This window comes from Paenibacillus sp. J22P51 (genome assembly GCF_059692215.1).
Map to the genome: position 1 here is coordinate 131690 of NZ_JCAUAZ010000009.1, position 23447 is coordinate 155136.

Below are 23447 nucleotides of genomic sequence, written 5' to 3' on the forward strand. Positions count from 1 at the left end.
ACTCTTACTCTTACTCTTATTCTTACTGCTACTTCTACCGTTGATCCTTGCCGTCACATGTAGCTCCAATTGTTTCAAACTAGTTATTCCTGAAGAACTTATCGCGCGGAAACCTCCGCTAATGCTAGATTTTTAGGCTTGTCCAGGGGCGGTAGGTGCCTTGACGCACAACCTATGTCTATCAAACAAGGCATGCGGTGCCTTCCTTAGTCTTTAGCTGTATAACCTACAGTTAATTTATGCAGATCTGATGATTTTGCAGGAATAGCTGGAAAAAATGCAGTTAATTTCTTGGAATTTTGAAGAATCGAGCTAAAACTTGAAAATTAGCTGTAGGAAATACATTTAATCCGTCGTTTAAGTGAAACAGGGTTTAATTAGATGCAGTAAATCCAGTTACATGTTAAGTCTGTGCAGCTTACTGGGGTTGGGAGCAACGCCAAAAAAGGATGCCCAACCGTCACCACGGTTGGCATCCTTTTCGCTTTACCACGCTAGATCATGCCTCGCAGGCGATCCGCTATTACACGCATCATACTGCGCAGCACATCGATGTTCTGGAAGCAGAAGCTCAGCATAAGATCACGATGCAGCTGGAGCAAAACGGTCGGTTCCTTCGCGGTGCAATCCGCTGAGCGAGGGCCGCTGTCGATGATCGCCATTTCGCCGAAAAAGGCTCCTTCTCCCAACAGCGCGAACTCTTCGCTGCCACGATGGACGCGGATGCTACCCTCGACGATCCCATACATGGTATCTCCGAAGTCACCCGCGCGACAGATCGCCTCGCCGGTCTCGTAAGCAACTTCCTCAACCATTTGAGCCAGCCAAATGAAGTCATTCGGTCCCAGATGGGCGAAGAGGTCGATCTTCTGCAGCACGAGAATCCGACGTAAAATGATTTCGTCCCTCGTCAGTTCCGTAGTACCCCGAGATTCCTGTAACGCCGCTGCGGCAGCCTCTACCAGTGCAAGTTCAACCTCCGACTGTGCCGCTTCAAGCTTTTTATCTCCTGCTTGCTCTCGCTCTTGTCCTACCGCTTGCTCCACCACGGAAGCCTGACCTTTCCCCTGATCACGCTCCAGTTCGGAACGCAGTCTGCGCGAAAGCAGCTTCATCATTTCAACAGCAATGCTCGTCTGATCGAACATCATATCGTAGAACACGGACGAATCCAGGCGCCACAGCACCATATTTACTTCCGCTTTAATCGTTGCTGTCCGGGCGCTGTTCGTCAGAATCGCCATCTCACCGAAGCAATCACCGAGATTTAGCTCACCTAGAAGCTGATTTTTGCGATACACACCAGCTCGACCTTCATCTACCAGCATAAGGGAATCTCCTGGATCTCCCTCTTGAATGATGGTATTTCCTTGTTCGACGGCCATTTTATGCAGTCTCTTGGCAATAACAGATAGATCTCTACTCGTGAGTCCCTGGAATAACGAAACACGACGAAGCAGCTGCACCCGATGCATCAAATCTGCGAGCTCGACGTTCACAGACACTTCTGACGACTTCCGAAGTGTATGGTACTGAATCGTTTGTGTCAGCCATTCGTCCCCTTGCTCAGCTAACCAGTTCAAATGCAGAGTAAGTTCTGCCTTGCTTGCTGATACCCTGGCAAGCTTCCGCGAGCCTGCCATGAATTTAGCCATTTCCGTACGCAAAGCCCCTTGAAGCGTCTGATCGATGACCTCCTCAGCATTAGCCTGCTGACGTGAGTCACCTTCTGACCAGTCTAGATACACCGCCTGCATCGTTTGTCCATCATGTATGAGCGCCAGCAATAAAAACACACGCCGAGTAATCGCTGTACGAATCTCGCCAATCATATTCGCAATTTCCGCATAGTCATCTACGCCATTGACGCTTGCACCATGCTCAGCGAACTGTGCATAGAGCTGCAACTCTTGGAAAATATACGACTCCACTCGTCGACTATCGGGCTGAGGCAAGTACTTACTCATGCGTTGCAACGACTCTAGCATACGGTCACGCAAGGCATAGGGGGCTTGCTCATAGCAAGTAAACAACATATCCATCGCCCGCGGTGTGGCCATGCGTTCAAACACAGCAGGTACATACAAGCTGATTCCCCGATGCTCCAAGTAGGGCGCCAGCTTTGGCAACACATCATCCTCGTCATAGGCTGCGAGCGCGTCGATGGCGTAGCGCCGGGTATTGCTATCTTTTAGCATATCAATTATCGGTACAATTAACGGTGGCACGTGAAGGATCGCCGCTGACTCCAATGCACGAATTCGAACTTGCGGGCTATTATCCTGCAAAAGCGAAATGAGCGGCTTGTAGAAATTTTTCACACGGATCTGTCCGAATAACGCAGCCATGGCGATCCGTTCCTCTTCGTGTCCGCTCTCCATCATCTCTTTGAGCTTCCCTACCGCGCGGAACATGCCTTCAATGCTGTAATATTTGACTAACCCAGCGATTGCTGCTGCTTGAACCTCAACGGCTTTATCTTCCAAGTGCACCGTAATCTCATCTACATACTCTTCTTTCGCATAGGCCGAGAGGGCAATGATCGCTCTCGCTCTAACTTGTACATGTTCGGATGCTGTCAGGGTCTGCAAGATGGGTTCGAATCCCTCTGGCACCTTCATCTCCACATACGCCAAGGCTTCTAAGCGAATTTCGGGTATGGGATGACGCAGCAAACCGTCCAAATGCGGTGTTAGGTCAAATGAACTTGTCGCCTTCAATAGACCGAAAGCATACAGCGCTTGCTGCTTGTCCGAGCCGTTCAGCGCATCGATCAGGATTTGCCGAGTAACGGAATCCATGAGGTTAAGCTCGACCTTTTGCAGGTCGTCGCCGCCTGTTTTGAGATTCGATAAGAGTGTTGTTAAGTACGCTTTCTTTACCTTGATGCCCGCAAAAATCCCCACAACGAGCAAACCGAGTACAATATAACTCAGTTTCTCTGGGGCTACGAATCGTGTAACGAGGAGAAGGCAGATGGCCGCAAGTCCTTTGGCACCATTACGGACAATCCCGTCCAAAAAGCCCTTCGCTTTATTCCGCCATTCCGGAGGAACAGGGAACATCACCAATTGGCTCACCGAAGAGTAAATCGTGTCGCCAACGACCTTATCGCTTCCTTTGACAACAACCGCCATAGCAAGGATCGGCAGCACTAGAATCCCAAGACTCCCTGCAAAGAGGGCTATCGGGAAAATCAACAGCGCTGTCATCACGCCGAATCGCGTAATCACACGCCCTGAAACGAACAATTGCACAGAGAGGGCAATCAACCCAGAAAAGCCGTAGAAGCTTCCCATGAAGCCGGCTAATGCCTCATTTTGCAAGGTGCCGCGCAGAATAACCTTGAACTGATAATCGATTAAGGTTAGCGAAACAACGAGTGCAGCCGCCAATATCGCGACATATTTGAGATGCGGTACGCTCGCGAAGAGGCCTTTTTTTTGCTGGACAGATGACGGCTTTGATGCTGCTTTGCGCACCAGATCTGGCTTCGAATCACCGCTGTCTTTGGTCATACCCAAGATGACAATCACGGCGACAAGGCCGAGTAACTGCAGACCGGCATACACATAGATTAAATTCGCCGTTCCTACGAGCGGAACCAGGACTTTTAGACCGAAGCCGCTTAATATCCCGCCCATAATGCCCCCGCTGCCAACGAGTCCAATCATCTGCTTCGCTTTCCGCTGGTCCATTACCGATGTAGCAAACTGCCAGAAACAGACGATCATCAGAAAATTGAACACATCATAGCCGATATAAATGACGGGAAATACCCACCGCAGCTCCAGCCCTACACCGAATCTTGAGATCAGCACGAAGGTTGAAATCAATGGAATCATCAGCTTTAAAAGAGTTTCAAGGCGTACCTTGGGGGAGAAACGTTGGAACACGACGCCTGCCGTAATCATCACGAGTGCCTGCGGCAAGTACATCAAGGACAAATAGGAATTGTCGAATCGACTTAGGAAGAGGGTATCTGCCGCCGTTCGCCCGATTGTTGAAGCAGATACCACAAAGAACAAGTAAGCAAATAACAGAAATACTTTCCTGTATTCCTTTTTATCCTCGGTGAATTTATCTAAAAAAGATTGGTACCTCTTACTAATACTGATGACCACACGACACCTCATTTTTCAAATCAAACCATTAGACTCTCCCCTAAAATTGTACCAGAAGTCCTAGGAAAAAATAACTACTTTTTCTGCAAAATACACGTTAGAAGCACAAAAAAAGACATCATCCGAAGATGTGTCTTACTCTAGTAGACATCTGTTATATTCTAAAATTGTCGCCTCGCCAGCTGCGAATCGCTTTCTTAATCGCATCCGGAGCCATCCGCTCCGCTGCCGCCTTTTTACATAGAGCAGGAAATTCCTCATCTGATGCAAAACGCAACGCCGTAATTTGACTCATCGTCAGCCTCTTATCCAATAGCTTCTGCGTCAGCACAAAGTGCCGAAGGTTCTCTTCTGCTCGAATCGCTCTGTCCTGTGCCTTAATCGGGTAAGAACGGATCAGCAAGAAGATCACAACCACAATCACAGCAAGGAGGACAAACATGATCGCAGGCAGTACCTGATCGTCGGCCTTTAAGGCGCTAACTAGCTGCATGATGGATAGCACCACTAAACCTAGCGCTAACAATGAGAAAATGTAATGAAACAACGGATGCATACGCCGATGATTGACATAATTTTGAACCTTCATCTACTTATTTCCCCACAATCTCAGTAATCTCACTCTCTAATAACAGATAACGGTGCACACTACGCATGATAGGCACTTTCGTCAAATTGTTCTTGTCCACATATTGCTTCATCTGATCTTTCGACAGACCTAAGATTTTACCCGCTTCCATTACCGTGAGTACAGCTTCGTTGCTAGTCGCGTTGAAGGTTGTCTTCACCTTTTGATTCCAGTCTTCAAATGATTGCATGTTTTCGCACCCTTCTCAATCCGATCCTTCTATTATAGCACGAAAACACCTGTTTCACCCAATTACCTTCATCTGCCACCTAGGACTCCTCTTCACTCATCAGCGCCAACAGTGCTTTCGGCAACGCGAATTGCTGATTGCTTATCATAATCTGATTCAAGGCATCCTCAGCAATATCCGCCTGTTCTTCCTTAATCAAGCCGATTTCCGCATGCAGCCGCTCCATCTGTGAATCGAGTGCAGCCGCGGAGGCTGCTGCTTGCTTCAACTCCTCTAAGAGACGGGCAGGTACAGCTTGGTTGCCTTCACTAAATTTATAAAATATCTTATGCTCCAAGCTCGCCCAACAGTCCATGGCAATCGTACGAATTTGAACTTCCATACAGACGCGCTCTTCGCGGTCCGACATATGTACAGGTACCTCAATGAGCAAATGTAAGCTTTGGTACCCATTCGGCTTCGGATTTTTGATATAGTCTTTTTCGCTCAAAATATTGAGATCATTCTGGTTTCTTAGCATCTTAGAGATGACATAGATATCGGAAACGAATGAGCACGTAATTCGCAGGCCGGCTATGTCCTTCACGCTGCCCTTAATGCCTTCGAAAGAGAGCTCTCCCCCTTTGCGCATCAGCTTTTGAAAAATACTTTCGGGTGATTTCAACCGAGACTTCGTGTGTTCAATCGGGTTATATTCATGCAGCATCTCGAATTCTTGGACGAGGATTTCGATCCTAGTCTCCATTTCATCCAGCGCAAACTTATAGGTCATCATGAAGCGAGTAATGTCGTGCTTAAACTTCTTCAAATCATTCATTGAAAGCTGATTGCTGATCATATTCATGCCGAATTCCATCCTTTGATCATGGTTAGTTGCCATTCTTTTCTAGTTTAAATCACAAAGATCGCCCGAAGCAAATTCAGCGAGTAGAAAAGACACCGCTAGGGTGTCTTAAGTGTCCGTTGTATGAATTAGTGCATTTTATACGTGTTAATCACGTCTTGTAAGTCTTGGGCAATGCTAGCTAGCATCTGAGAAGATGAAGTTACTTCCTGCGAGGAAGCTAGCAGTTCTTCAGTAGCTCCGGCCACATTTTGCGACAACTCGGATGTAAGCTTCGCTACGTGCTCCATGTTGGTGACCGTTGCTGCGACTTGCTGCGAGCTTGCTGCCATTTGCTGCGCAGCTGCAGCTGTTTCCTGAATTTTGGAGGCAACTTCTTCGGCAGAACGAACAATTGCTTGGAAGCTTTGTTCCGTCCGGTCGACGGATTGGAGTCCTTTGTGCACCTCAGCGAGCCCGGCATCCATAGCCTTGACTGCCTCTTGCGTATCCTGCTGAATGTTGGTCACCACGCCTCTGATCGCTCCAACCGACTCACCGGTTTGCGTAGCAAGCTTGCGAACCTCTTCCGCGACAACCACGAAGCCTTTGCCAGCTTCACCGGCACGGGCCGCTTCAATCGCCGCATTCAGGGCGAGCAGGTTCGTCTGGGTCGCGATCTCGCCGATCATTTGCGAGACTTTGCCGATGTTCTGCGAGTGCTCAGCCAGTTGGTGAATCGTTTGATTCGCCTGCGTAACCGCGCTGCTTAAAGCATTCATGCTCATCGTCACATGGTGAACGTCCGCTTGGCCGTTACGAGCTTGCTCCGATGCGTTGATCGACAGGTACGACACGTCCGACGTGGTCTCGGCAATGCGCTGCACGCCAACCGCAATCTCGTCCATCGCACGGGCACACTCCTGCGCGTTCATGCGCTGTGCTTCCGCTTCCGCGGCAATCGTTTGAATGTCCACAGCTACATGCTGGGAGGCTTCACTATTTTGCTCCGAGCTGGCAAATAACTGCTCCGAAGAGGAAGCTACCGCGCTGGAGGATTCCTGCATACGGCTCATGACCTCACGCATCTGACGCGTCATGCCATTCACAGCTGTAACAAGGACGCCGATCTCGTCTTGATTGCTGAAGCGAAGCTCGGAGACGGTTAGATCTCCTTCCGCCATGCGATCCAGCACCTTCGATGCCGCAATAACGGGTCTCGTAATGTTGCGAATCATGATCCAACTAATCGCAATGGACAACAGCACTGCGCCGATCAGCAAAATAATCGCACTGACAATACTGCTGCGATACAACGAGGCGTTCTCCTCCACGCTTTCATTCGCGCCTTGCACGTTGAGGGTAACCATCAAACGACTGATCGTTTGTACACTATTGTAGCTCTGGGTTAGCTCCTCATATAACCTGTCCAGCTCTTGTTTGTCTGGTACTTTGGTGTATTTGAGGTAATCGCTTTTTAGCGTGCCCCAACGTTCCAGAATCATGTTGAAATTTTTCGTATCTTCGCCTCCCGTGAGGGTACCTTTGTAACTTTCAAGCGTTTTGTCGCCTTTGATAATTGTAGCTTCAATGTCACGCGTTAACTCCAGCTTCGTTGCAGCGTCCTTCGGGCTATGAATACCTGAAAGGTCCTTCGCGAAATGCTCCGTCAAATAACTAAACTCTTGAATCAGCTGCGTTCCTGTCATCCAGTGCTGAGCAATGTCCGTAATATCCTGCTTCATATTCTTCATTCTTACCATATCGGTAAGACCCAAAATCGCCATAAACAGCAATACCACCGCAAAGGAACCGATTAGCTTTTGTCTCAAATTCATTTTCAATCTCGTATTTCTAAACCATCCAACTACATTCCCTGCCAATTTCATGTATATCCCCCGAAAAATTCATTTTATGAGAGCGACTTTCGATCCCAGTTTACCTTATCGGAAAAGTATGAGGAGAATTCAATAGAAAATATTAACCGCGTGTTAATTTTCTTAATACATTTCTCGTATGGACACATAGGTGTCATATCCGTGAGAGCGGATGGGAAAGTGGAGGGGGATTCTTGCGCAGAGTTCACGGCGGCGGAATATCGGCTTGGCCTTGGCCGCCAGTGTATGGGCGAGAGATGAGTGACTAACTTTGGTGGCGGGGCGGGATGTAAATGAGTAACGTTACCTTGTTGGGCGGGCATGGGTGCGACTAACTGTAAAAGCTACAGCTAATTTCTTGAAAACTAGCCAAATTGAGCGAATAACTGGACTTCCTACAGTCTTCCAACCTTCTATACCACCCCCTCCCGCCAAAGATGACCATAAAGCCCCTTCTTTTTTCCCAAGGTTGTACATAGAAATGGAAGGAGACACCCCCGAAAGGATGTGCTTTCCTACTATGGCGATGCAACACCTGCTGTCAAACCAAATGGAGCTCTTCCTGCAATATGGACTAGCCATATTTTGGACAATCACTTATATCCTCATCATTTTTCAAGGGTTCAAGGATCGTGCCTGCTGCATGCCGCTGCCAGCAATTTGCGCTAATATTACGTGGGAGTTTCTGTTCGCGTTCGTGATGCCTTTTCACCCGCTGCAGATGATCATTTCGCTTGTCTGGTTCTTGCTGGACTGTGTCATTCTGTTCCAAGCCGTCTACTTTGCAAACCGTCAATTTCCGCCACGCCTACTCCTGCCTGCGATTTTCTCCTTACTTGTCATTTCTCTGCTGCTCCATGTAGGGATGGTTGTTGAATTTCATGATCCAGAGGGGAAATACACCGCTTTTGGCATCAATCTGATGATGTCGATTCTGTTTATCCAGCTGCCATTCAAACAAGGCCTCAAAGGCCAGTCTATCTACATCGCCTACTACAAAATGATCGGTACCCTGTGCGCATCCGTGCTCTGCTACTCGTTGTATCCGGACTCTTTTCTACTTACGATCATGTGCGTGTTAGTGACAATTGCGGATATTGTTTATATTGTGATCGTTCATCGGGCGGTTTTGGCGGCTCGGCTGGCTTCTAGCTTAAATATCCATAGATAGGTATAGGTTTAAACTCAACCATTTTGAATAATAATAACTAATAACTTTAAATTACTTTAATCTCATTTAAATTAATTGAAAAACATAGCTGAAAGCATTAATATGGAGGTATGGGGTGATGTTAATGCCGATAACCTATGCGGAAAAAAACTTATTTAGTAGGAATGCACAAGAAATCGTAGTTGAGCTACTTGATCGAAGCTACGATAACAGTGTTTTATTATTTAAAGTTCTAGCACATTCTGTGCAGAATAATGCTACTCTTGTACAAGCATTAGATGAGTCAATATTCGAAAATACAGAAGTGTTTAAGGAGCAATTTTCAAACTTATTACAACATGCACTGACCCAAGCATATACTCAAAAAGAGGTAGTTGCAGAGTCAACGAAAGATTTTAGTATAAAGGAGCTCTCGAAATATTTTGGAGTCTCTGTCGTTTCCATACATAACTGGTTAGACCAAGGCCGCTTTGAGGGTATCGAACGTGCGGGTGACCACAAACACAATCGTATTCCTGGAGATACATTTTACATGACAGCTGCGGGTAAAAAACTCAAAGTCAATGATGTAGTTAAAATGTGGGAACAACAACAGCTAGAACATGAACAACAGAATCAACTAGATGACAATTTAAGCTATTATATACGCCAAATCGCGATGTATGAGCATAAATATCATGGCGAATATGATGCGACGCTCGGCGCTAAAAATGAACTCACTCCCGAAGAAGAAACAGACGCTCAAGTTTGGAAGCACTTGCTAAGGAGGCAAACACTTGAGTTTAGAAATACCAAAGAGTAACTTCATTTTTATCGAGAAAAACTTTTCTGATATTATTCAGGAAGTTCGAAATGGTGCACAAGGCCTCGCAAGCGATACTAGAACAATTCGTAAAACAATCGTTTTTCATGATTTCTCCAAAATGTACTGTATCGAATTTCTGGAGGAAACCAAAACAGAAATTGAGCTTTATTGGTATGATTGGTATACAGAAAATCAACAACTAATTATGAAATTCCATGCTCACTATCATGCCGATGGAACACCGGCGAATATTACTGTTCATGATCCATTCCACATTCAAAATGATACATATCGAGGGCCTAATACTCATTTTCGTGAACTCACTCATATCTTAGAATTTATTCGATTAAGACAACATACCCTCAAGAAATAAAAAAAGACACCCAACAGGTGTCTTTTTCTCTCTGCCTATGTCAAAATCGGCAGCTTCACATGGCTCGGATATGCCTCCGAGTGATAGATCTTCTGCGTCACCACGACCGGCTGCGGATCCTCATACGGATTCAAGCCGGTATTGGTGTTCGGGAACGCAATCATTTTACTGGACGAAGTCACAGTAAATCTCAAACGGTGTCCTCGCGGGAAGGTATGCGCGATATTTTGCATAAAAATCGCATACTTCTCCACCTGCCCTGGCGTCAGCAGCTCCGGCGCATCCAAGCCGTTGCGATACTTTGCACGTACGATGTAGTTGGACAGCTTGATGGAGTTCCCCTTCGAGTCCACATCGCTTAAGGTCACAACCCAATCCGTGTCAACGCCGCTGCTCGACGCGTACAGCTCACAAGACAGCTCGCCTGCCACGGTCACTGCCGCCTCCAACACCTCGCTCGTGTACACGAGGATGTCGTTCCGCAGCTCATGCTTCCGCATGTTCTCCGGCTCACGCTCGCCGCTGTCCGCGACCGGCTCTTCCGGGTCGTACACGAACGCGTCCGACTCGCTTTCCCCATGTTGCGTCTGTTCCCCAAGCGTCAACACGCCATCTCCAAGGCTGGAGTTGGCTCGTCCGCTGCTGCCCAAATACCACTTAGTCGCCTTCGCCTCGCTCGGCGTCCAATCATCGGAGGTCCGCCACTCGTTGGTGCCGACCACATAATAACTAGCCCGAGGCTCCTGCTCGATGCCATTGGCAATGCCCTTCAAGAACCGGTCAAACCAGCGCAATACGTTCACATCATAATTATACACAACGGCATCATTGCCGAAGCTGGTGTCCAGCAGATCTCGTGCGCGGTTCGGGCCGTGCTCCCAGGGGCCGAGCCAGATTTTGCGATTCGGCACATCGTGCTTGGTGAGCATCCGCCACGTCTCCGAAACCCCGGCGCTATCGCCGTCATACCAGCCCGAGATAACGAACATCGGCACCTTCACATGCTCTCCACGCTCACTATACGTACAATTGCGCCAGAAATCGTCGTAGTCGGGATGCTCGCTCCAGAGATCCCACGGACCCGAAGCTTTCCCAATCATCTGCTGCGGAATCTCGCGGATCGGCCTAGCGTCAACAGCCTTCTCAGGGCTGACGGTTTTGCCTGCGAAGATATCAAAATCCGTTCGCGTCCCCACCGACTGCGCCAACGTCCAGCACAGCAATGGCCACGAGCACACGGTCCCGCCCTTGCGCACCGTATCCACGAACGGCGAACCGACGTTCACTTCGTTCACTACCGCCTTCAAGTTGGGGTGCCCGCTCGTCGCTGCTGCAGTGACCACGTAGCCGAGGTAGGACGCACCCCACATGCCGACGTTGCCATCGGACCAGTCCTGCGCGACGATCCAATCGATCGTATCCGAGCTATCGTCACGCTCATAGAAGAACGGCACGAGCTCTCCTTCGGAATCGGCACGCCCACGAACATCCTGATTAACGACTGCGTAGCCTTTGTTCGCCCACCGTTTAAAAAACGTCTTCCGCATATTACGGTCATAGCACGTGCGGATCAGAATCGTCGGCAGCTTAGCGCCTGGCGCTACGCCCTCTGGCAAATACACATCCGTCGCCAAACGAACGCCATCCCGCATCGGGATCAGGTCTGTTCCGAGGTCATTTACCCCATACTGTGTAGCGGACAATAAAGGATCCGCATATTCCACCAGTGGTGTTAGACCTTCATATCCCTCCACGACCAGTACTTCCATGCCATAGCGGTTCGGGGCTACGAACGCCACGATGCCGCCATCCACCGTCACGATATCGAGGGCAGTATCCTTACGCAAGGCCCATACTTGCGAGGTCACCATTCTACCCTCTACCTCTGCGGAATACTGGATATGCTTCTGATACAGCTCACCGTTCCCCAACGTAACGGAATCACCCTGCCACTCTGCACCAGCATAATGCGTCTGATTCGCCATGATTTTGTGCAAAGGAAGAATAAAGCCTGCCTGCTCCGCCAGCACATTTTCCTGCATCTGCGTCCGCCGACGTGGATCCACTTTGGCATGGAGAATCGCGCTCTCCGAAAAACGAATCGTCCCCTCATATACGCCAGCTGCATACAGCTTATAACTGCTCGTCCATCGCTCTCTCGTCATCTCTGCCATCTCCTATCCACACACCGCTTCAAACACACGCAGCCAGTTGCCGCCCATCATTTTCCGAACATCCTCATCCGAGTAACCTCTTGCTACCAAACCACGGGTAAAATTAATAAAATAGCTGTACTTCTCCAGCCCCTTCACCGTTTCCGTCGAAGGCCCGTCCCCTTTGGCAAAGCCAATACGAGGCGCAATATGTTCTTTAAAATAGACCAAGGACCACGCCACATCACTCATCGGCCAGTCCGTGCCAATACCGACATGGTCGACGCCGACCAGTCGGACGAGGTAATCCATATGATCGAGCACATGCTCAATCGTCGTATCATTCGGATCCCCGTGGACGAACCACGGCATCGCGAACACGCCAATTACGCCGCCTATTGCGGCAATGGCCCCAAATTCTTCATCGCTTTTGCAGCGCATATGGTTATAAATCGCCTCAACACCCGTATGGGATGCGATCACTGGCGCTGTTGAAAGCCTGCACGCGTCTAGCGTGGTTTGTTTGCCGCAATGACTCGTATCGACGAGGATGCCCAGCTCATTCATTTTGCTAATAAAACGCGCACCGAACTTGCTCACGCCGCCGTTGGCCTCTTCCGCACAGCCGGAAGCTATATAATTCTGATTGTTGTACGTAAGCTGCAGCACTCTCAGCCCAAAATTGTACATCGCCTCGAGCAGCTCCAGATTTTTGCCAAGACCGTCGGTTTCCTGTGCGGTTACGATCCCCGCTTTTAGGCCGCTAGACTTCGCTTCGCGTATCTGCTCCGCCGTCACAGCTTTCACAAGCCAATCGTTCGCATCGAATTGACGCTGGATGTCGCCCATGCTGATCAGAATTTTCTCCACGCTGGATACATCCAGTTGACGATTCCCCGCCGTGATACCGGAGCGGTACCACTCCTCCTTAAACTCGGAGATCTCTCCGCGAGCCGCCATGTCGTGAATAATTTTGCTTGGCATAGCGCTATATGTCCACGGATCCTCCCTATGAGGCTCACACGCTTCCCGAATGCTCTCGGACACTGCCTCCGGAATAGCCTTAGGGGACAGCGGTCCCTGGAACAAAAGATCAATAATAATCGAGCTCTCATGCAGCTCCCGTGCGTGTGCCTCTTGCTCTGGTGTAAGGTTGAATGGATAAAGTCCTTCTGTCGAATTCATCGATGCTCACTCCTAGAAGTCAATGTGGGTTCCTTTGTGCGTGCGAATCGCTTCCTTGTAAATATAAGCGGCCGCTGCCAAATCCTCGCAAGCAAGCCCTAATGATTTAAACAGTGTGATGGAGGCGTCGGAGCGTCTCCACTCTTTCGCGCCTACCAACAACTCACCAATTTCAGCTAAAATGTGGCCCTCCCCAATCGCTCCCTCCTGCAGAGGGATCAGGTAATCACCCGCTTCATTTACAGCGGATTCCGTGCGGTCCACGAACAGCTCTGCCCGGCGCACCAGCTCGGTATCAAGCTCGCGGTCCTTCGCCCGGCAGGCACCGACGGCATTCAGATGCGCGCCTTCTTTGATCCAGGCACCCTGTACGATTGGCGTCGTCGACGCCGTTACCGTGCAGATAATGTCCGCATCGGCCACAGCCGCCTGTGCGGATGAGGCGACCTCGACAATGACAGCCGGATAGCGACTTTCCGTCTCAGCTTTGAGCTTCTCGGCATGGGCTGGGCTCGGCCCCCATACCTTAATCTTCACGATCGGTCGCACCAGCAGCATCGCCTCGATATGCGTGCGGGCCTGCTCGCCGGTGCCAATCACCGCAAGGGTTGCGGCCTCGGGCTTAGCGAGCAGCTTCGTTGCTACTGCGCTGACCGCTGCCGTTCGGATGGCGGTGATTTTCGTGCCATCGACAATCGCCTCCAATTGGCCATTGGTCGAATTGAACAGTGACACAAAGCCTTGATGCGAAGGGAAGCCATTGCCATGATTACCGGGGAATACAGTGATCACTTTGGCACCAACCTTCTCATCTCGCTTCAAGTAGGTCGGCATCAGTCCCATCACATTGCCGCCTTGCAGCGGAACAACGGATCGTAACGTTTGTACGGCTTGTCCATTCGTCAAGTCGGTGAGCACAGCTTCCATGATTTCGATACAGGCTGACATCGCAAGCAGCTCCAAGACTTCGGTTGACTTGATGACTAATATGGGAAATCACCTGCTTCTATGTTGTTTTTAACATTATAGCAAAGTCAGAGGACATGGCGCGAAAAATGCGGCTAGAGTTACAGGCCAATCAGTCTGCAACAAATGCCCTCGCCCGAGCGATGGCCTCATCGTAAGTGGCCTCTCGCCCGCTGCTCCATGCAGCGGGATGGTCGGCTTTTAGCTTAGGCCAGATTTCTGTCGCCGTCGCATTCGTAAACCCGCCGCCGCCAATGTTGGCAGATAGCTCCTCATACGCGCCTCCTAACCATGCAGCAAGCTCTGGTCGCCTGCTGGCTTGCGCCACGAGAGAAGTACCTGCCAAGCCGCTCAAGGTACACATTTTATCACTTAATTCATAGGTTATCTCCATACTCTCACGGCAATAGCGTCTTGCATCATCCACCTGCTTATCCGCCAAAGCGATCGTACCTAACATCCGAAATAAAGCGGCTTCTTCATGCGAGTCCCCAAGTTTTCGGCACAGCTGTAAGCCTTGCTCGATGATGCTTTGAGCATCGGTATAGTCCGACTGGTTCATCAAGGCATAAGCTTTAAACCTTAGCAAGGAGGAGATCTCCCATTCCGCATGTAACTCCTTCAAAATCACATATGCTTCATCAAAAAGCGCAACAGCCTGCTGGTATTGTCCTATCACATTGTAGCCAAGAGCCATATAATAAAGCGCCTTCGCCTTCAAAGATGGAACACCGAGCTTATTCGCCGTATCCAAGGCTTCCTGGATGTATTGAATCGCCCGCTGCTGGTCCAAGTTATACGACATATTTACTGCTACCAGCAGTGCACGAACTCTCGTATGGGGAAAAGCAGCCGTATTTGGCACATCCAACCACATCTGCAGCCTATCGTGGCCCTCACGGGATAAACCAAGCATCGTCCAGAAGCTCCCCGAGGCGGAAATCAAACGCCCTGCTGTCTCAAGCATGGTTGGTTGTGAGACCGCAGACTGCTGACTCCAATCCATGGCTACACGCAAGTTAGGCATCTCTTGCGCCCACTCCTTGATCGTGGAGCCTTGCATATGAGGCGTGCGTATGCCTGCAGCACTTTGTTCAATAAAAGCCAAATAATAGTGACAATATACATCCATAAGCTGATCCTGTTCGCTAGCTTCGATCAGCTTCTCATGTCCATACTGGCGGATAGTAGATAAAAGGCGGTAACGGATTTCACCTTCGCGTTCTTCCGAAATCACGAGAGACTTGTCGATGAGCTGACTAATCAAATCAATGACTTCGAAATCCTCCACACCATCTCCACTGCAAATCGACTCCGCAGCCGTCAAAGAAAAACTGCCTGCGAAAACGGATAGCCGGCGCCAGAGGATGCGTTCGGCATCATTTAATAACTGATAGCTCCAGTCCATCAAGGCACGCAGCGTCTGCTGACGCGGGAGTCTCGTCCGATCCCCACCGCTCAGTATGCGAAAGCTCTCACCTAAGCGCTGAGCGATTTGTTCAACGGTCAGCGCTTTCACCCTGGCAGCGGCTAGCTCTAGTGCAAGAGGGATACCATCCAGACGTTGACAGACTTCCACAATTGCAGCGGCATTCTGGGCCGTCACTGTAAAGCTAGTCTGTACAGCCTGAGCTCGGTCTACGAAAAGCCGAACAGCTTCATAATCCAGAAGCTGTTCGACGGATGGTTGCTCATCGGGACTAGGAAGAGATAAAGTCGGAATACGCCATAGCGTTTCCCCAGTAATATTTAATGGCTCCCTGCTCGTCACCATGATTTGGATGCGCGGGCATGTTTGGAGCAGCATAGCAGCTAGCTGTGCGCATGCATCAATCAGATGCTCACAATTGTCCAGTACGAGCAACAGCTGTTTCACTTGTAAATACTCCGCTAGCGCTTCCTTGATCGACTGCTGATTCCGCTCCTTAATGCCGAACACGGCAGCTACAGCTTGGAACAACAAGGCAGGCTCCTGTAAGGGTGCTAATTCCACCAACCACACCCCATCAGGATAAATGGCTGTAGATTCATGTGCCAGTTGCAAAGCTAATCGTGTTTTACCAGCGCCACCTGGGCCCAACAAGGATAGCAATCGTGTATGCGGAAGACGTTCATGCAGCTCACTTAATTCATTGTCACGTCCTATGAAGGGCGTAGTTTGTACGGGTAAAGGATTCACAGGACCCTGCATAGAGCGCAGCGGCGGGAATTCATTTTTCAAGCTAGGATACATCAGTTGATACACCTGTTCAGGCGCGGAGATATCCTTTAAACGGTGCGATCCTAAATCGATCAACTGGATCTCCGACGGCAGGTGACTGTTCACTAATTCGGCTGTTGCTGTAGATAGTACCACCTGGCCGCCATGCGCTATTGACCGCAAACGAGCGCAACGATTGACGGTTACCCCATAGTAATCCCCCTCGCGCAGCTCGGCTTGACCTGAATGCAGAGCCATTCGCACACAGATCGGTTGCGAGATTGGCCATTCGGTATCCGCCAGCTTCATCTGCACAGCTGCTGCAGCACGAACCGCGTTCGAGGCCACGGAGAAGACGACAAAAAAGCTGTCTCCCTCCCCTCTATGCTTTACGACAATGCCGCCATTCTCGGTGAAAATAGTCGATAATATCTCATCGTGGCGTCGCAGCGCTTCCTGCATCTCAACAGGATACGCTTCCCACATTTTCGTGCTTCCTTCAATATCCGTAAAAAGCAACGTAACAATCCCCGTCGGTAAAGACCGCATATCTCTCGCACTCCCTCGGCTTTCCTCTATGTGGTCTAACAATGTATCTCTGATTGTTACCTAGATTATATCAGAATTTACCACCTCTCGACATCGAAATCCTTTCTTCGACAGCTCGAGGAGCAGCAAAAAGAGCGCCCTGAAGGCGCTCCTTTGAGGTGAATCATTAAGCTAGCTAGCGCTAACCTTACGGTACTTGAGGAAGCTGCCAATACGCCATACACAGATGTACAAATACGCCAAGACCATCGTCAATACGGCGAATTCCGAAGGATCCAAACCTTTGAAATACTGGGATAATATCAAGCGCACGGCAATGACGGCAATGATCACATACTTGAAGTTGGGGTTAGGCTTCGCATACACCAAACCATCCTCCCGCTTCTCATAACCGGTATGGTACAGCATAATACTGCCAAGCCCTACGCCGAGCACACCTGCACAAAGTAGTTCCCAGAGAGCTGGGATATGAAATGGTTGATTCGGGATATGTGTGAGCGAGCTAATGCTAAGTCCGAACACAATGAGAAGCAGGAAGACTGGAATCAGCATGCCTCTCCCTTTGTTCCGAATCGGTTTCGCTTTGCCTCGCGTTCTTAGCCAAATGACTAAAATAATAACGACAGCACCAATTCCATAACCGATGAGTGTTTCAGCATTCATATCATCGTGCCCCTTTCAATAACTAGTTGTACGAAAATTATAAGGTCACTTGTAAGAATTTACCTCCGTCTTGAGACCGACACGAAGTACTTGGATGAAAAAAGCACCCCGCGGGGTGCCTGTTTTATGGTTTGTATGTAGCTTATCCAGACTAGGATTGAAACATTTGCTTCACTAACTCTTTATTGCGCTTCTTAAATGCTTGATTATGTGAAGAGACCATCGCGAACTTCTCAGCTGTAGGCTGGATGTACTGTTTGGCTTTATTCACCGCATTCGCCGCGTCTTGGAACGCTCCCGCGATCAGATGCACTTTGCCTGGATGATGAAGAATATCCCCCGCTGCATACAGCCCTGGCACCGAAGATTCGCTGTTCGCGTTACCCGCGATATAGTAATTTTCAGCTCTCTCGATTTCAATTTCACTGTTTTCGAGCAGTGTCGTATCGCGATCATAGCCATGGTTGATAATCACTTCATCCACGTGAAAGGAGGTCACTTCGCCCGTCTCATGGTTCGTTAGCTCAACGCGTTCAATGGATGCGTCCTCCCCAGAAGCAACAAGCTTCGTAATCGAGGTGTTCAAGTAACACTCTATAGAACTATTCTGGAGCTGCTTCACTTGGGCTTCGTGCCCTGTCAGCTGCTCTTTGCGATAGCTCAAAATCACCTGCTTCGCGAAAGGCTCCAGCTCATTGGACCAATCCACAGCCGAGTTGCCGCCGCCCGAAATGACAACAGTCTTATTCTTGAAGCGCTCCAGTGACTTCACCGTATAGTTCAGATTCGATACTTCGTAGCGCTCTGCGCCTTCGATCTCCAGCTTTTTCGGGTTAAGGATACCGGAGCCGACAGCCACGATCACGGTTTTGGAGTAGTGAAGCTGCCCCGATGTGGTGCGCAGGACGAAGATATCATCTTCGTTTTTAGCGATAGCTTCTACCTTCTCATTCAACACAACCTCTGGACTGAAAGTAAGACCTTGCTCAACAAGCTGTGTGATCAGCTTCGCTCCTGGGGTCGGCGTGATGCCGCCAACGTCCCAGATCATTTTTTCGGGATACACATGTATTTTTCCGCCTAGCTGCGGTTGGAACTCAATAATTTTGGTCTTCATTTCACGAAGCCCACTATAGAAAGCCGAGTACAGCCCTGCAGGGCCCCCGCCAATAACCGTTACATCAAACAATTCGTTCTGTTCCATGCTTATTTCACTCCTTACCACCAATTGCAATTGAGAATCATTATTAATGAATGATACTGCGTTTTGATGATTTTTTCAACTGAAATAAAATGGGGAGGATGGCGATGGCGTTGCACCTAACTACCTCCCACCACTTCACATTATCAAACTAGTCAAGTAACCTCAGCTCGCCAGTGGTCCGAGAAACACTTAGGGCAACCGCTAACGGAACGTAGTTCCGCTATTTGGTCACTTTGTGTAGATTCCGCCAACTTGCGGAACGTCGTTCCGCTATTGGAATGAATTTAGCCTGCAACGAGGGAGATACGGCGCATTAGCGGAACGTAGTTCCGTTTCACGTGGCAATTGCCCCATTTCGGCAAAATAGCGGAACGTAGTTCCGTTCCTTCTGGAAGGTGCCTGCTTCTGGGGATCCGCGCTTCAGATCACTCCTACGAAAGACCAAAACGCCTGAGCACAATTGTGCCCAAGCGTTTTCCCACTCCCTACACAGGGATCCGCACACGAAATGTGCTGCTTACACCCAGCCGACTCTCCACATTAATGTTCCTATGCGTCGCATCCACGAGGTTCTTCGCGATCGCAAGTCCAAGCCCATAACCGCCCGCCTGGCGTGTTCTTGCCTTGTCCTGCCGGTAGAACCGGTCAAAAATACGCGGAAGCCCCTTGGGCGCAATCCCCCTACTGTTATCCCTCACGTTAAGCTGAAGCCGTTCACTCTCTTAGCTGCCTTGTTTCCACACGAAGAATGGTAGTATGATAGGGGGATACTTATATTAACCAGAGGTAAATTAAACAATGAAGATTCGAGATTGGGACATTAATTTAAAAATCCGCCTCGGCGGAGAAACTGCATTTAACGTTATTTTTTGGGCATTCTTTCCGTTTTTATCGATCTATTTCGCCAATTCGTTCGGTAAAGGCTGGACGGGTATTCTTCTGATCTTGTCGCAGGCGCTTTCTGTTTGCGGCAATTTATTAGGCGGCTACTGTGCGGATCGCTTCGGGCGTAAACGGATGATGGTTATCGCAGCCTTGGGCCAAGCGCTTGGTTACGGCATCTTCGCAGTCGCCGCTTCCCCATGGCTCGCCATGCCAATTATCAGCTTTATGGGCTTCAGCTTGGCTAGCTTCTTCGGCTCCTTGTACTGGCCTGCCAGTCAAGCGATGGTTGCGGATGTCGTAAAAGAAGAGCATCGCGCCAGTGTATTTGCCATCTTCTATACGACCGCGAACATGGCTGTAGTTGTGGGACCTTTACTCGGCTCCCTCCTCTATAAGGACAATCCGTATCTCGTGCTGGTCGCGGCTTCTGTGATTTGCGTATTACTGGCGCTTATGATGTCACGGCGCTTACACGAAACACTTCCCAAACAGCTAGCCGATCGTCATCGCTCACAAGCTGATACACATTGGTACCAAGCCATCGCCGCGCAGCTTCGTGACTACAAAATCATTGCAACGGACCGCGTATTTCTGTTGTTCGTCATCGCGGGGGTGCTGCTTTCTCAAACCTTCATGCAGCTGGATTTGCTTTTTCCCGTATTCTTGGAAGAAACCATGCCGTTAACGACAATCTTCTCCTACAACGACTGGGATCTCCAGCTAACAGGTAAGCAGCTATTCGGCTTGATCGTCTCCGAAAATGGCCTATTCGTAGCCCTCTTTACCGTCATCGTGACCAAATGGATGCTGGCTTACCGCGATCGCTATGTATTCATCGGCGGGGCCCTATTCTACGCGCTAGGCATGGTGATGTTCTGCCAGATGTCAACCTTCTGGGGATTGACCATCGCGATAGCCGTCTTCACGCTTGCCGAGCTCATGTCCGCAGGACCACAGCAAGCCTTCGTGTCCAGATTGGCGCCAGACCATATTCGCGGTCAGTATTTCGCAGCCTCCAGCTTACGCTACACACTCGGACGCACGATAGCCCCGTTATCTATCCCGATCAGCAGTTGGATTGGCTTTACGTGGACGTTCATCTTGTTGGCGGCGCTTGCTGTGTTGTCTGCTGCCATCTACAACATGATGTTTAATCAGTATGATAAGCAAACTGCGGCTCAGTAGGCTCGGTTGACTAAATAAAAGCACCCGCAAGGGTGCTTTTTTTGGAGGGGGCATCATCATGTACAGGTTCATTTCATTTATCGTTGCGGCCTTAGCATTTATCTCGATTTATATGATTTCTTTGAAAATCATACGGTTTGCGATCTTAGATCATTTAACATTGCGCTTACAGCTACAAAGTATGGTTGAAATATTGAGCCTACTTGTCATCGCAGTTACCTCTCTGGTCTCAACCGTAACATTGCTGAGGTATCTGCTGCGAAAATAGAGAACTCCCCAGTTAGCCTCCACTCACCAAATAACTGGAAAATACGTAGTTAATTTCGGAGATTTTCGCTTCCAATTCACTTTAACTGGAAAAAATACAGTTGTATTCGCGCATTCTCGCTTGTCGGCCAAGATGGATGAATTTAGATGGAGGAAATCCATTTATTCATCTAATTTTGCAAAAATACTCAAAAATAGCTGGAGAAAATCCATCTAATTCGAGCTGCACGCTGAAGCGGAACATATCGCCTACCTCTGGTCGGTTACCTTACGCTATTCCTTACTTCTTTTCACAAGCAACGCCATCGTTGTCTCCATCCAGCTTCGAGCTGTAGCCAGGCTCGCCTCTTTTGATATTGTAAGCACCAGCCGCATTCGCCTCTTTGCAGGAGTTGTAGGACACGGTTGGTTTTGGCTGCGACGTAGCAATTGGTTTAGGTGTAGCCGATGGAGATGACTTTGCCGTTGGCGTTACACTCCCCTTCACCACACCCTCGTGATACCCATCCTCTTGCGCATAATTCTCTACGCTCCAGATGTTCACCCCTTTTTGCTGAGCTGTCTTCTGAATCTCCCGGAACTGATCGACATATTTCACGTTCGGTGGGTAAATATAGGCAACTCTGGCGTAGCCCTTTTCGAGCAGCAGCTCGTTGAACATCTTATCCCCAATGTATAAGTAACACAGTAATCTGCCGTATTTGTCCCTCTCCGATACATCCAATTCAAGCTGGACGTCCTTGCCTGTTAACATCGTTTTCGCATAGTTGGACGCATCCAACGCAAAAGGCTGAACCGGCTTTTCGGGATCCACGCTTTCTGGCGTATCTACAAGAAGTAAACGAATCGTCTCTTCTTTGACTTTTCCACCCTCAGTAAAAGAGACCTTCATAGTATCGCCGTCGACGACCCGAACAACTTTAGCCTGAATTCGCTTATTCGCTAAAGGCACGGCTGTAGTTGCTGCGGGGGTGGCCGTCGCTGATGCCGAAGGACTAACGCTTGGTGACGTGCTAACCGTTACGGAAGGCTTAGCACCCTGAATGTTCTCTACTTCTGGAGCACTGCAAGCCGTTGACAGCAGGATGAGTATACTGGCTCCAGCAGCCATGAGCTGTCTTTTTGCTTTTTGGGTCTTATTGAACAAGATGTGTGGCATTTGATAAAACCTCCATGTGATGACTGTTTTCTATCTGTCTATGAAATTATATCAGACTTCAGACTATGATGAATTCAAAGATATGAGAAACGCACCCTTATGGGTGCGTTTTCATATCTGTAGGTCTTTTAACAATCTTCCGATGGTCCATGTTGCCCGGATCCCAGCGTCTGGTGGCGGAGGAAATACAATACGATGATCGGCGGACTTAATGTGCGGTGCGATTTCTTCAAAAATGCTCTGTAAAGATCAAAAAATAGTTTATTTCACTAAGTTTAATTGTATAATTGTACTAACAGTTGAATAACATAATAAGGAGTGAATCCAATGACTAAGGTGATCGATATGGAGCGGAAAGTTACGAAATTTGGGAATAGCCTAGGTATCACCATGACCGAAGCATTGAAGCAAATAGGTCTTGAGCTAGGTGACGCTGTTCACATTGAGGTGAAAGAAGAAAATGGTGAAATTATTCTTCGAAAAGCAAACAAAGTTTCCTTGCCTGCAGGAATAAGCCCGGAGTTTATTGAAACGTTGTCGAACGTCATGGAACGTTATGACGATACATTGAAAGGCCTGAAGGATCGTTAGTATGAACACAATTCGTTATTTGACTGTTAAAGAAGTAATTGCTGTCAATGTGGCCCTTATTCAGAAATATAGCCCTGGCGAGGATATTGGGGTCAAAAGTACTCCTTTACTAGAATCGGCGGTTCTCCGCCCTCAATCTTCTGCTTTTGGTGATGATGCCTATCCATCTGTATTTGGGAAAGCTACAGCACTTTTTGAATCCTTAGGCCAGAACCCTCCCTTTCAAAATGCAAATAAGCGAACAGCTTTCACCGCGCTAGTCATATTCCTACAGCTGAATGGATATCGCTTTGATATGAATCAAAAAGCCGCTGAGGATCTTACAGTCGATATGGTTAATCATCATTTCTCGTTTCAAGATCTTACACGAATAATCAGTGAACACTCCGTGGAACAAAATTAAATTTTTTTCTAACTTAAACGAAAGAAAAAGCACCCCTGAGGGTGCT

General features: G+C 48.9%; 19 protein-coding genes and 1 pseudogene. 7 read left to right on the plus strand and 13 right to left on the minus strand.

The window, feature by feature from the left end; genetic code table 11:
- Window positions 1-494 precede the first annotated feature (494 nt).
- From AC58QC_RS19760 to AC58QC_RS19780, 5 genes are all read right to left on the minus strand, one after another.
- The gene (locus AC58QC_RS19760) at window positions 495-4124 is read right to left on the minus strand and encodes an Npt1/Npt2 family nucleotide transporter (RefSeq protein WP_497416816.1); all 3630 of its coding nucleotides are present in this window, start codon (window positions 4122-4124) and stop codon (window positions 495-497) included.
- Between the two features lie 154 nt (window positions 4125-4278).
- The gene (locus tag AC58QC_RS19765) at window positions 4279-4713 is read right to left on the minus strand and encodes a DUF6526 family protein (RefSeq protein ID WP_497416817.1); all 435 of its coding nucleotides are present in this window, start codon (window positions 4711-4713) and stop codon (window positions 4279-4281) included.
- A 4-nt stretch (window positions 4714-4717) separates the two neighbouring features.
- Entirely contained in the window at window positions 4718-4942 is a 225-nt protein-coding gene (locus AC58QC_RS19770) for a hypothetical protein (protein ID WP_068661631.1), read from the minus strand.
- A gap of 79 nt (window positions 4943-5021) precedes the next feature.
- Window positions 5022-5786 carry a GTP pyrophosphokinase gene (locus AC58QC_RS19775; RefSeq protein ID WP_497416818.1) on the minus strand — a complete coding sequence of 255 codons (765 nt, stop codon included), beginning with the start codon at window positions 5784-5786 and terminating at the stop codon, window positions 5022-5024.
- A 128-nt stretch (window positions 5787-5914) separates the two neighbouring features.
- The gene (locus AC58QC_RS19780; protein ID WP_497416819.1) at window positions 5915-7654 is read right to left on the minus strand and encodes a methyl-accepting chemotaxis protein; all 1740 of its coding nucleotides are present in this window, start codon (window positions 7652-7654) and stop codon (window positions 5915-5917) included.
- Window positions 7655-8162: 508 nt separating this feature from the next.
- Between AC58QC_RS19780 and AC58QC_RS19785 the strand changes: the two genes are divergently transcribed.
- From AC58QC_RS19785 to AC58QC_RS19795, 3 genes are all read left to right on the plus strand, one after another.
- A complete protein-coding gene (locus tag AC58QC_RS19785; RefSeq protein ID WP_497416820.1) occupies window positions 8163-8813 on the plus strand; it encodes a transmembrane-type terpene cyclase in 651 nt (216 codons plus the stop codon).
- A gap of 118 nt (window positions 8814-8931) precedes the next feature.
- Window positions 8932-9615 (plus strand): hypothetical protein, encoded by a 684-nt coding sequence (locus tag AC58QC_RS19790; protein ID WP_497416821.1) that lies wholly within the window; start codon window positions 8932-8934, stop codon window positions 9613-9615.
- Window positions 9590-9991, plus strand: a complete 402-nt coding sequence (locus AC58QC_RS19795) for a toxin-antitoxin system TumE family protein (protein WP_497416822.1) — start codon at window positions 9590-9592, stop codon at window positions 9989-9991. Before AC58QC_RS19790 ends, AC58QC_RS19795 begins: the two co-directional genes overlap by 26 nt.
- Window positions 9992-10026: 35 nt before the next feature.
- Here AC58QC_RS19795 and AC58QC_RS19800 read toward each other — a convergent pair whose 3' ends face one another.
- From AC58QC_RS19800 to AC58QC_RS19830, 7 genes and pseudogenes are all read right to left on the minus strand, one after another.
- Window positions 10027-12156, minus strand: coding sequence for a CocE/NonD family hydrolase (locus AC58QC_RS19800; protein ID WP_497416823.1), 2130 nt, complete (start codon window positions 12154-12156; stop codon window positions 10027-10029).
- A gap of 12 nt (window positions 12157-12168) precedes the next feature.
- Window positions 12169-13329 (minus strand): dipeptidase, encoded by a 1161-nt coding sequence (locus tag AC58QC_RS19805; RefSeq protein WP_497416824.1) that lies wholly within the window; start codon window positions 13327-13329, stop codon window positions 12169-12171.
- Window positions 13330-13341: 12 nt separating this feature from the next.
- Window positions 13342-14319, minus strand: a complete 978-nt coding sequence (locus AC58QC_RS19810; RefSeq protein WP_497416883.1) for an ornithine cyclodeaminase family protein — start codon at window positions 14317-14319, stop codon at window positions 13342-13344.
- 88 nt (window positions 14320-14407) lie between these two features.
- Window positions 14408-17044 carry an adenylate/guanylate cyclase domain-containing protein gene (locus AC58QC_RS19815; RefSeq protein ID WP_497416825.1) on the minus strand — a complete coding sequence of 879 codons (2637 nt, stop codon included), beginning with the start codon at window positions 17042-17044 and terminating at the stop codon, window positions 14408-14410.
- A gap of 171 nt (window positions 17045-17215) precedes the next feature.
- Window positions 17216-17707, minus strand: coding sequence for a CcdC protein domain-containing protein (locus AC58QC_RS19820; protein WP_497416826.1), 492 nt, complete (start codon window positions 17705-17707; stop codon window positions 17216-17218).
- 151 nt (window positions 17708-17858) lie between these two features.
- The gene (locus AC58QC_RS19825) at window positions 17859-18911 is read right to left on the minus strand and encodes an NAD(P)/FAD-dependent oxidoreductase (RefSeq protein ID WP_497416827.1); all 1053 of its coding nucleotides are present in this window, start codon (window positions 18909-18911) and stop codon (window positions 17859-17861) included.
- Between the two features lie 485 nt (window positions 18912-19396).
- A pseudogene (locus tag AC58QC_RS19830) lies at window positions 19397-19615 on the minus strand (ATP-binding protein); the annotation flags it as partial.
- 94 nt (window positions 19616-19709) lie between these two features.
- On the opposite strand from AC58QC_RS19830, the gene AC58QC_RS19835 reads away from it, so the two are divergent.
- The gene (locus AC58QC_RS19835) at window positions 19710-20981 is read left to right on the plus strand and encodes an MDR family MFS transporter (protein WP_497416828.1); all 1272 of its coding nucleotides are present in this window, start codon (window positions 19710-19712) and stop codon (window positions 20979-20981) included.
- Between the two features lie 58 nt (window positions 20982-21039).
- Window positions 21040-21249 (plus strand): hypothetical protein, encoded by a 210-nt coding sequence (locus AC58QC_RS19840; RefSeq protein WP_497416829.1) that lies wholly within the window; start codon window positions 21040-21042, stop codon window positions 21247-21249.
- Window positions 21250-21528: 279 nt separating this feature from the next.
- Here the strand turns inward: AC58QC_RS19840 and AC58QC_RS19845 are convergent, their stop codons facing one another.
- Window positions 21529-22407, minus strand: a complete 879-nt coding sequence (locus tag AC58QC_RS19845; protein WP_497416830.1) for a thermonuclease family protein — start codon at window positions 22405-22407, stop codon at window positions 21529-21531.
- 327 nt (window positions 22408-22734) lie between these two features.
- Here AC58QC_RS19845 and AC58QC_RS19850 point away from each other — a divergent pair, with 327 nt between their 5' ends.
- Together AC58QC_RS19850 and AC58QC_RS19855 are read left to right on the plus strand one after the other, a co-directional pair.
- A complete protein-coding gene (locus AC58QC_RS19850) occupies window positions 22735-22998 on the plus strand; it encodes an AbrB/MazE/SpoVT family DNA-binding domain-containing protein (RefSeq protein ID WP_497416831.1) in 264 nt (87 codons plus the stop codon).
- Between the two features lies 1 nt (window position 22999).
- Window positions 23000-23401: a type II toxin-antitoxin system death-on-curing family toxin gene (locus AC58QC_RS19855; protein WP_497416832.1), complete on the plus strand. Its 402-nt coding sequence runs from the start codon at window positions 23000-23002 to the stop codon at window positions 23399-23401.
- The last annotated feature ends 46 nt before the right edge of the window (window positions 23402-23447 follow it).